The following is a 9,596-nucleotide window of genomic DNA, read 5'->3' on the forward strand; positions in this document are numbered from 1 at the left end:
GGGGCCCGGACCCCCCCGGGGGTGCGCCGGGGGCCCGTTGCCCCCCCGTGCCCGCTTAACCCCCCCCCACAGACCGGCCCGCCCCTTGATGCGGGGCGGCCGGGACTGTGGTCGTTCGTCGCTACGCGGCCCACTGGAGGTCGGCGACCTCGTGCGGCCGGGACGCGCACATCGCGGCCAGATCCGTGGTGCTCATCCCGCGGACCTGCGCCCCGGCCCAGACAAGCCGCGGCGAAACCGCACCGCACAGGAGCTGCAAGGTGCCCTCGCAGAAGCTGGCCATCAAGGCGGGGTCGGCGGCGTGTGCTGCCCCAGCCTTCTTGCTGTCCTTCAGAGCCTCTTCATAGGTCATCAGTACCTCCAGGCCATCGGTTCGATCTGCCGGGTCGGACTGCCGTACGAGCAGCCACGGCCCCGGCCACCGCTACAGAAGCGGTGGCCGGGGCCGTGGTCGTTCGTCCCAGGTGCGGGTCAGGCGGGCAAAGCCGCCAGGATCTTCCGCCGCGCGTACTGCTTGCCCAGTTCGGCCTGCCGCCGGTCGTACGCCTCGATGTCTTCCGGCTCCATCGGCACGCTGGGGACCTCGGCCTGGGCGGGCGCCCCGGGCCGTGCGGGCGGGACGGGCACGTCCGCACGGCGAGTGTCGGCGTCCTGCACCGCCGGGAGTACGGCGGCCCACTCGGACTGGCGCTTCGCCTGGGCGGCCCCGGCGTACTCGCGGTCGAACCGGCGGCGCTCCCGGGCGAAGAGCTCGCGGACGGCCTGGCGCTTGGGCTCCTGGCGGAGCAGCCGGAGGAAGGTGACGGCCAGGCGCTCGCCGTCACGGCAAGGCAGTGTCTGCCCCTTCCGGTCCCTGGCCTCGCCCATACAGGCCAGGCACTGCTCCTGGTGCTGACGGAACATCTTGCGGACCTGCTCCGCGCTGAGCAGGACGGGCGTGAGCTGACTCGCGGCCGGTGCTGCGGTCGTCTTGGGCTTGGGCAGCACCTTCGTCGGCCGGCGGGAGGCGACCGTCGGAGACGCCTGGGTCCGCTCGGCCAGGTCCGCCCGCCACGTGTCGATCGCGGTGTCGAGGGTGATCTGGCGGTTGGTGTTGGAGCAGCGGCGGGGGGTGGCGGTGGGGTCGTGGTACGGGGTGGTGTGGTGCGGGACCAGCACCGGCGTGCTGAGGACTCCGGTGATCGGCGTCCAGTTCTCGCAGGCCGGGCAGAACACGTGTTCCTTGCCCGGCGTCAGGTCGATCTGGCCGGCCGTGAACTCCGAGGCAACGAGCGGCGGGAGGTGGCTGACGTTCTTCGTGCGGGTCTTCCGGCGGCGCTTGCGGGCCTTGGGCTCCACAGTCGTCGTGGCCATGAAGGGCTCCTCCGGTAGAGGGGAGAGGGGGATGTGTCGCGGGTGGGCTCTCCGACCCCCAGGGCGCTCGACCGAGGTCGGCGTCCTGGCTGATCGGACAGCGCATCAGCGCTGCGACGTGCAACAGGAGACGTCCAGCCTGGTGACCGGTCCAGGGGATTTGGTGGAGCTATCGACCCTGGTCCTCCCCATCGGGGAAGTACTCCTGCGGTGGTTCGACCACTGCGGTCTAGCGGTTGGTGATGTGCCCCGACGTGCAGGAACAACACCGGCTACGCCCCGCATTCGGCTACTCACCGCCTGCTGGGGCACTTCGATTAGAACCCTGCTATCGCCCGCCGGTCAACCTGTCTAGCTAACTTCTTTTTCACACCCGCACTGACCTGCTAGTTTCTAGGTGACCTTAAAGAAGATCGGGGTGTCTACGAGTCCCGGCTTTCGAGAAACAACTAGACATGCAATGCTGTGCGCATCGGGCAGCGAGATCCGCTGGCCGCATGATGCGTACGGGAGGGGGGAGCAGTGGCCACCAAGCAGAGGGAACCCGGGAAGGTCGAACGGATCGCATCCGAGATCCGGGAGAAGATCGAGCGGGGCACACTCGCGCCTGGATCGCGCCTGCCTGGCGTGCCCCAGCTCCAGCAGGAACACGGCATCGCGTATCAAACTGCGCGCGACATCTACGGTTTGCTCGAGGACGAGGGCCTGGTGTTCTCACGCCGCGGCAAGGGCACCTATGTCTCGCTGGTGATCGACAAGATCGTGTCTGATCGAACCATCCGGTACCAGCCCGGCTTCCGTGAGACTGGCGGTGCTGTCGGCGCGTTCGAGGCCGAGATGCGGGCGAAGGGGTTCGACTTCAAGAACGTCGTCACCATCGCCAAGGACGTGCCGCCCAAGAAGGTCACCGGCATCTTCGAGATGCATCACCGGGCGAAGACCTTGAAGCGCGAGCGGGTCATGTCCGTGTTCCTGCCCGGTAACGCTGAAGCGCTGGAGGTCGTCCAGGTGGCGACGTCCTGGTTCCCTGCGGATGTCGTCGACGCCTGTCCGGCGCTCGGCTCCATCAAGCCCGGTACGGGCGGGAGCAAGTCCCGCATGGCCGAGGCCGGGTTCGCGCAGGTCCGCCTGCGGGAGGAGATCGAAGTGCGTTCCCCCACCCGGGAAGAGGCGGCAGCCCTTGGCATCGCTGCCGAGCAGGCCGTCATGGAGATCACCCACGTGGGACTGACGGCCGAGGGCCGGGTCGTGGAGATCTGCCTGCACGTACTGCCTCGCGCGAAGTGGCGCCTGTCCTACGAGTGGGCCATAGACGCGCCGGGAACCGGCTGACCAGTAAGAGAAAACCAATCGCCCGATCAAGACACCAGCAAGGAGCATCCAGCACATGGCTAGCAACCGAATCGACGGCAGCGGCGTGATCTTGCGGGACGCGCGCACTCGGTACACCACCGGCCAGCGCGAAGAGAACGGTGCGCACGGTGCATTCGACGCCGAACTGCGCCGGTCCGGCCGCACCCCGCGCACGGAGGTCACCGTCAGCCGCGCCGCTGCGCCGGCGGATGTCGCTCAGCTCCTGGGCGTCGACAGCGATGTCGTCGTGCGGGCCCGAGAGATGTTCGACGGTGAGCGTGTCATCCAGCTCGTCACTACGTACATCCCCGTCGACGTCGCCGAGGTCGCAGGCATCGAGCAGGCGGACACGGGCGTCGGCGGCATCATCAGCCGGATGAAGGAGGCTGGCTTCGACCAGGGCGACACCGCAGTCGAGGACATCGAGCTCCGCCCCGCCACTTCGGAGGAGTCCGAGCGCCTCGGCCTGCCCGAGGGTGCGGACGTGCTGACCATCAACCACATCGGCACCGCTGACGGGCGGGTTGTCGAGGTGACCCAGCACGTTCTGGGCAAGGGCTGGAAGCTGCGCTACGCCGCTCCGCTCGCCTGACGCAGTACCCAGGGCGCCCCGGCCACGCCGGGGCGCCCGCCCTGCCAGTTCCTGCGAGTCTCTGGAGACCGATCCCCCTTGAACACTGAGAAGCGGCTCACCGCTCCCGACCTCGTGGACGAGATCCGCAGCTCCCTCACCGTGGCCAACGGGTGGATCCCCGCGCTCTCGGGCCCGGACGGTCCGACCGGCGTACTCGAGGATGCCCCCTTCTCCGAGATCGCTCGGAGCCTGGGCGAGTTCGCGAGCACGCCGACCATGCCCTCCACTGTCACCCAGCAGTTGCTCAGGGCCGCAGAGTCAGCGGCCGCTGCGGTTTCCGCGAACTCCGCGTCGATGTACGGCCATTTGGGAGCGGCGTACGCGTACGTGCTCCAGGCCCACCGGGCTGCCATTGGGGACACGACGGACTGACCTGGAAGCCCGTAGCTACCGCCAAGGAGGAGTCGTGCAGCAAGCGCCGCGCTCGTCTTCTGCGGTCGTCGGGCTGGGCTCAGCAGTCAGTGCAACAGAAGTACCTCACCTGGAAAGACGCCGGGAGGTGCCTATGCGACAGATGACCTTCAGCTGGGAGCCGCTGACTGCTCCTGCGTGGATGGTTCGTGGCCGCCTGGTGTGCCCCGCGGCTGTCCCTGCACCTGGTGCCTACGGAATCGTGAGGTGCCGTCAGTGGGCGCTGCGAGCAGTGGAATCGACACGTTGCGCCCAAGGTCTCTTCGGGACCGACCTCGGCGGTATGGTGGCGTCTGACGTAGATCGAAAATGCGAGTGGCCCCCGCGACCGGCTTGGCAACCGGGAGGGGCCACTCGGGCCAACGACCTTGTAGTGGGGGTCGGTTGGCCGGACGCTCACTCCTACGAACCAGGAGGTAGCGACGTGATCAGGGTACCCGTACCCGCACGCGCACACACTGCACCCCGCCGTGGGGTCAGCGACCGAGGTCGCTGGTCCTTCGACGGGGTGTTCGTGCTGCCTGGACATGCCCCTACCCGCGCCTCTGCCGAGGGGGTTGAGGTGACGTAGTCCTTCTGGGGCGGCACCCATACGGGTCTGCCGCCCCGGGCCTCCTAGCTGCGAAGCGATTGCAGTCGCCTCAGCTGGAGCGCCCCTCTGACACCGGAGAGCTTTGCAGAGCTCCCCGAAGGGACTGCCCGTCCGGTTGGCGCCGGCCGAGCGGTTCAACATCAGGTTTCTCCCCAGAAACCGAAGCCCTTTTGGGGGCTTCGTCGTGCCAAGAGGCGAGGCCCCCTAACACGGGAGTCATTGTGCACGACGTTTCGTGCGGTTGCCAGCTTCGGCATGCCCGCACCCCTCAAGTCCGGCGGCATTTTCAGCCCACGGCACTCGGCCATGTGACCGATTTCATGTCTGTTCCCACCGTCCGGCGGGTTCCTCGGCACCTCCCGTGCACGTGCTCCCGCACCGGTGAGGCTCGCCGGGAGCAGCGGCGTACGGCCGCCCGGCTCCAGCGCCTGCTCGCACCGGTCATCAGCTGCTCCGTCAACAGCTCCGCAGACTGCTTCCCGTACGACGGGACGGTTTCCAGAATCCACTCTCACCCCGTGGGAGCGCCGGGGGTGATCCGGGCCCGATGGGCTCTGTCCACAGGACGTCTGGTGCACCGTCAGCGGATGGATCTCGAAGTTCATGTTCTGCCTGCTCAGAGTGGGGTCCGCTGCGGCGTGTACTCCGGCTCGATGCAGACGCAGAAGACTGCGGCCCGTGTCGATTTTCGTGCTCTTGCCGGGGCGGTGGGCCAGGCCAGAAAGATCATCTGGACGGGGGCTCGGGGTGCCCTCTGGAGGTCAGCTGGTGGGAATCTCTTTCCTCGGGGGGTCCAGCTTCTTCTCGACGAAGGCCCAGTCGCCGTCGGGTGCGGAGTAAGGGGTGCCGGGCGGGACGGTCAACCAGAGGGAACCGTCATCCGCCACGAGAAGCAGTCCTTGGGCGTGCAGGGAGTGCATGGACTCTTCGGCTTCGTCTGGGGTGACTCCCACCGCCGTGGCGAACTCTGCCGCGATCTCGTTCCTGGCCAGGATCTGGTCGAGGTGGCGGGCGGCCACGGTGGGGATCTTCGGCCCGTACATCCTGCGGTAGTCGAGCAGGATGCTCATCGTTTTGGCCTCGCCGGACTGCGGTCCGAAGACCTGGCTGACCTCGGACATGATCCATTCGTCGGTGCCATCGGGCATGTCCCACTGCTGGTAGAACGCGCCGGGAGGAGCCAGGTCGAAGAGCGTCCTGTTTCGGTTCCTATGAGGCCGTACGGGGCGCGGTCCAATCCGTTCCGCTGCTGCGGTGCGGCGGGCGGCTTCACGAGCACGGCGTGCTGCGGGGCCCTTCTTCTTCACTGCCATGTCCTGGGCAACGACGGTCTGGCGGCCGGGTTCCGGGCCGGATCTGCCGAGCAGGTGGGCCGGTGAGCACCATGGGGCCGGCGCGCCCGGTCGAGGTCGCAGCGTCGGAGAGGTCGGAGAGGTCGGCCGCCCAGTGGGCGAAGGCGCTGGGCCGGGAGCAGGACATTCTGTGGACGCGGTCGCGGCGTGCTGAGCCGCGGGCGTGGCTGCGTGCGGTGGTGTGGCTGGTGGCTGCCGGGCTGCACAAGGAGGCCGGCCCGACGACGATGTTGATCGCGGAGGATCTCGCGGCGCGGATGGACTACCGGCGCGGTCTCGTGATCTACGACCTGGAAGGCACAGTCCGGCGGACCGAAAAGTCGCCGGCGACGGTGATGCGGCATGTGCGAGTGCTGCGGGAGCTGGGTGCGCTGGTGTGGCTGGTCCACGGCAGTAAGCGGAACCTCGCGGCGCCGGGGGAGCCGTACATGGCGACGGGGACGGTCTACGGTGCGGTCATCCCGGCGGTGTTCGACGAGGCGATGGGGCACCGGCTGGCAGGCTCGGGCTACGAGGGCCGGGTGTGCGGGGTGACCGAGGCCGGGCGGGAGCATGCGGTCGCGCAGGCGTCGGCGCGCAGCGAGACCCGGTGTCGGGGTCGGCGGCGTACGGAGCAGCAGCGGCCCTCCGGTCAGCGTGGTGCCCGTGCCCGTACGACCAGCCCTGTGGATAACTCCAGGTCGCAGGCTCGTGAGACCCATTCTCCTGGTAGTTACCACCGAGCACCCGCAGTTCAGGTTGATGGTGGTTGTAAAGACACCTCGCGCGAGCGCGCGACCTGCCCAACAGCTCCCCGCCCCTCCTTCAAGATCAGCTACAACCCGGACGGGAGCCGCCGTACGGCAGGCCAGACACGGCGGGGGATCGCCATCATCCAGCAGGTCCGGCCCCGGGTCACCTGGACCCAGCGGGCAAGTTCACGGGAGCTGGAAGTCGCGCTGCGGCCTCGCACCAACGCCGGGTGGGACTCGCAGATGATCATCGAGGAACTTCACTCCTGGCACCTGACCTGGCAGCCCGCCAACCCCGCCGCCTACATCTGCTTCCGCCTGGCCCAGCAGGCCACCGCCGAGCACCAGGTGGCCGCGTACGAGGTGGCCGAGGGCTGGGACGAGCAGGAGGCATCTGGCCCGCTCGCCGCCTCCAGGCCCGAACTGGTGCGCAGCGTGATGCACGGTCTGGCCGAAGGCATTGCCGCGCACTCCGCCCGGCAGGCCGAGCTCGGCCTGGACGACCTCACCGACGACAGCGCGGCCGCCACGATGGCCGCCTTCCTCACCAGCGGGACGGGAGCCCCGGCATGAGCGAAACCACCACCCCCAGCGGCGCTGACCTGGCCCGCATCGCCCTCCAGAGCGCCCGTACCGCCGCGAAGAGCTCACCCCAGCCCAAGCGCACCCGCACCACGACCACCCGCACCCGGCGCAGCAGCGGCCGCGAACCGCTGCCCTTCGCCGCTGCACTGTCCCGGATGGTCGCCGAACGCGGCTGGGCCACACCGGCGGCCGCAGCCGCGACGGCGGGCAGCATCATCGACCAGTGGCCGGCCATCGCCCCCGAGCTCACCGGGAAGGTCAACGCCGTCCACTTCGACACCTCGACCCGCACCCTGCACCTGCGCCCCGCCACACCCGCCTACCGCACCCAGCTGACCCTCCACCAGAAGCAGATCATCGCCAAGGTCAACGACACGGTCGGCCCGGACACCGTCCGGCAGCTGGAAATCCTGCGGCCGGCCGTACTCGCCTCGCCGTCGCCCGGTGACACCCGGCCACCCGCTGCCCCTGCCGCTCCGCAGCCTGCTGCCGTGCCCCGGCAGCCTGCGCGGAAGGAGGCACCGGAGGGCTACCGCGCAGCGATCGCCGCCCACCGCGCCACCTGGACCCGGCAGCAGCACACCCGCCCCGAGATCCAGGCCGCCGCCGACCGGCAACTCCGCGACCGACTCCGGGAACCCGAGGAGCGCTTCGCCGACGGCCACCAGGCCCTCGAGGAACTCCGCGCGAAAGCAGCTACCCAGCAGCGGGTCCGGCCCAGCGACGCCTCCCGCGCGCGGGCCCTGCAACGCCTCGCCGCCGAACGCGCCGGCCTGACCACCATCAACCCGGCGCCGGCCGCGCCCGAACAGCTGGACCGTACAGCGTGATCACCGCACCAGTGACGCGTTGAATCAGTGCAGCTCGAAGCCGAATGCGAGTGACGATGGGCGGGCCGTGTCAGCGGCTGGCCGACTTGATCGGAAGAGGACATGCCGAAATCACGAATGCGCCGCCCAAAGCCGTCCGCAGCCCAACGCAAGGAGCTCCGCCTCCGGCTCGCCACCCCGGTACCCCCACCCAGACCCAAACACCCCTGCTACCAGCAGACATGTCCCGACGAGACATTGATCGACGAGTTCGGAGAAGTGGGCGCCGACTGGCTCCAAGACGCATACGGACGGCCACTGACACTCGCTGACTTTGCGCTGGAACAGAGCATCCGTACAGACTCGTTCCTCCTCGACGACCCTTCCACGGGGCCAGAGGTCACTACGGCTGAACGTCTCAGCAGACTCATCGACACAGCCCACCACGTCTATTTCTCGATCGTCGAGAAGCAAGGCTCGGTACCCCCGGAGCTGGCACGCGAGGTGGCGCAATTCCTAGCATTGCCCCCGGTCGACTACGCATCCGAAGGCGCCGATGTCTTACGCACCGCCTTCGAGGTAGGACACCTCTTCCTCAACGACCGGAGGATGTGGGACCTCGACTGAGGCCGCTCAGCAACGGGTACGGCCCAGCGACGCATCCCGGGCGCGGACTCTACAGCGGCTGAACCGTACGGCGTGAGAAGCCAGCTCTTCGCACCCTGCATGAAGGGGGTTGGGATTTCGGAGGCCACACCCTATGCACACAGCGTTATTGAAAGTGTGGGTACAGTACTCGACCTACCGAGAGGGGATTGACGGTGGCGAAGAAGAAGCCCCGGCCCAGGGCGGCAAAGCGCCCGGTAGCAGGTGCCGTCCCGCCGCCTCGAGCGCAGGCTGGCAGCGTGAGCGCTCCTGCGGTGACCGTCGGCTTCACACCGCAGCGTCGGCCGGCTTTGACGATGCGCTTCGGCGAGCACACCTTCGACACGGTGCACCTGTACTACGGGGACCACTTCCCTGAGAACCGGCCGCGCGGGATCACCGAAGGATGGGGCTTCGCCATCGAGCTACCCGCGGTCCTCGACATGCTGGACGCCGTGGCGGCCGGTCAGGTCCAGGCCGCCGACGCCCGCGCGGCTCTGCTGGAGGGCGTAGCCCAGCTGTACGGACCGCTTCGCTGCTTCGAAGACGAAGACCAGGACGACCAGCTGGCGGTCTGCCGCGCGCGGGGAGGATGTCCGCTGTGCCAGGGCGAACGCAAAGGGTGGTTCGACGCACTGCTCGACTCCGCCGACAGGGAGTGGGCCCGGTTCACCGCCCCGGAGGAATATCCGTTCACCGCGGGACAGAACGGCATCCACGAAACCACCTGCTCGGTAGTGGCCCGCCACAACCCCGCGACGTACGCAAGGCCAACCGGGCCGGCTTACGTGGAAGCGCTTCGGCGGTATGCCCACAGCGTCGATCCCCACAGCGGCCGCAGTGACTTCGACGGTGATCAGGACTATCCACGGATGCACAGCATGACCACCGAGGAAGCGCATCAGTGGATCAGCAAGAACACGGGACCCAAGGGGGGCCGCAACTACAAGCGCTGCGCACGTTGCAGCCCCGCGGTGTAGCTGGCCACACCGCGATTGCAGGCCGTGGCGTTCGACGCGGACACCGGCCGCCGGGGGGTGGGCGCCCACCTCCCCGGGGGCGGGCCCCCGCAGGGCGGGTTCCGGGCGGAGGATTTAGGGGGGGGCCGATATGCTGTTACGAACCACGAAA

The 9,596-nt window shown here is 68.6% G+C and carries 10 protein-coding genes; 7 read left to right on the forward strand and 3 right to left on the reverse strand.

Features of this window, described 5'->3' with window-relative positions; all coding sequences use genetic code 11:
* Window positions 1-121 precede the first annotated feature (121 nt).
* Both AB0917_RS31855 and AB0917_RS31860 read right to left on the reverse strand, forming a co-directional pair.
* On the reverse strand, window positions 122-352 hold the full coding sequence (locus tag AB0917_RS31855) for a hypothetical protein (RefSeq protein ID WP_366823187.1): 231 nt from the start codon (window positions 350-352) through the stop codon (window positions 122-124).
* 119 nt (window positions 353-471) lie between these two features.
* Window positions 472-1,353: a hypothetical protein gene (locus AB0917_RS31860; RefSeq protein ID WP_366823188.1), complete on the reverse strand. Its 882-nt coding sequence runs from the start codon at window positions 1,351-1,353 to the stop codon at window positions 472-474.
* A gap of 522 nt (window positions 1,354-1,875) precedes the next feature.
* Between AB0917_RS31860 and AB0917_RS31865 the strand changes: the two genes are divergently transcribed.
* From AB0917_RS31865 to AB0917_RS31875, 3 genes are all read left to right on the forward strand, one after another.
* The gene (locus AB0917_RS31865) at window positions 1,876-2,685 is read left to right on the forward strand and encodes a GntR family transcriptional regulator (RefSeq protein WP_366823189.1); all 810 of its coding nucleotides are present in this window, start codon (window positions 1,876-1,878) and stop codon (window positions 2,683-2,685) included.
* 55 nt (window positions 2,686-2,740) lie between these two features.
* The gene (locus tag AB0917_RS31870) at window positions 2,741-3,298 is read left to right on the forward strand and encodes a UTRA domain-containing protein (RefSeq protein WP_366823190.1); all 558 of its coding nucleotides are present in this window, start codon (window positions 2,741-2,743) and stop codon (window positions 3,296-3,298) included.
* A gap of 78 nt (window positions 3,299-3,376) precedes the next feature.
* The gene (locus AB0917_RS31875) at window positions 3,377-3,712 is read left to right on the forward strand and encodes a hypothetical protein (protein ID WP_366823191.1); all 336 of its coding nucleotides are present in this window, start codon (window positions 3,377-3,379) and stop codon (window positions 3,710-3,712) included.
* A gap of 1,392 nt (window positions 3,713-5,104) precedes the next feature.
* Here AB0917_RS31875 and AB0917_RS31880 read toward each other — a convergent pair.
* Window positions 5,105-5,491 (reverse strand): hypothetical protein, encoded by a 387-nt coding sequence (locus AB0917_RS31880; protein ID WP_366823192.1) that lies wholly within the window; start codon window positions 5,489-5,491, stop codon window positions 5,105-5,107.
* 227 nt (window positions 5,492-5,718) lie between these two features.
* Between AB0917_RS31880 and AB0917_RS31885 the strand changes: the two genes are divergently transcribed.
* The 4 genes from AB0917_RS31885 to AB0917_RS31900 all read left to right on the forward strand — a co-directional run bounded on the left by AB0917_RS31885 (window position 5,719) and on the right by AB0917_RS31900 (window position 9,445).
* Complete coding sequence (locus AB0917_RS31885) at window positions 5,719-6,999, forward strand: cell wall protein (RefSeq protein WP_366823193.1); 1,281 nt, start codon at window positions 5,719-5,721, stop codon at window positions 6,997-6,999.
* Window positions 6,996-7,841: a DciA family protein gene (locus tag AB0917_RS31890; protein WP_366823194.1), complete on the forward strand. Its 846-nt coding sequence runs from the start codon at window positions 6,996-6,998 to the stop codon at window positions 7,839-7,841. The genes AB0917_RS31885 and AB0917_RS31890 overlap by 4 nt, the downstream gene beginning before the upstream one ends.
* Window positions 7,842-8,078: 237 nt before the next feature.
* Window positions 8,079-8,447, forward strand: coding sequence for a hypothetical protein (locus AB0917_RS31895; protein ID WP_366823195.1), 369 nt, complete (start codon window positions 8,079-8,081; stop codon window positions 8,445-8,447).
* A gap of 278 nt (window positions 8,448-8,725) precedes the next feature.
* Window positions 8,726-9,445: a hypothetical protein gene (locus AB0917_RS31900; protein WP_366823197.1), complete on the forward strand. Its 720-nt coding sequence runs from the start codon at window positions 8,726-8,728 to the stop codon at window positions 9,443-9,445.
* Window positions 9,446-9,596 lie beyond the last annotated feature (151 nt).

It is taken from the genome of Streptomyces sp. NPDC007346, from assembly GCF_040703535.1.
Classification (GTDB): Bacteria; Actinomycetota; Actinomycetes; order Streptomycetales; family Streptomycetaceae; genus Streptomyces.

Coding starts and splice junctions, on each gene's coding strand:
- AB0917_RS31855 (WP_366823187.1), bottom strand. CDS start 352: ATGACCTATGAAGAGGCTCTGAAGGACAGCAAGAAGGCTGGGGCAGCA.
- AB0917_RS31860 (WP_366823188.1), bottom strand. CDS start 1,353: ATGGCCACGACGACTGTGGAGCCCAAGGCCCGCAAGCGCCGCCGGAAG.
- AB0917_RS31870 (WP_366823190.1), top strand. CDS start 2,741: ATGGCTAGCAACCGAATCGACGGCAGCGGCGTGATCTTGCGGGACGCG.
- AB0917_RS31880 (WP_366823192.1), bottom strand. CDS start 5,491: ATGCCCGATGGCACCGACGAATGGATCATGTCCGAGGTCAGCCAGGTC.
- AB0917_RS31890 (WP_366823194.1), top strand. CDS start 6,996: ATGAGCGAAACCACCACCCCCAGCGGCGCTGACCTGGCCCGCATCGCC.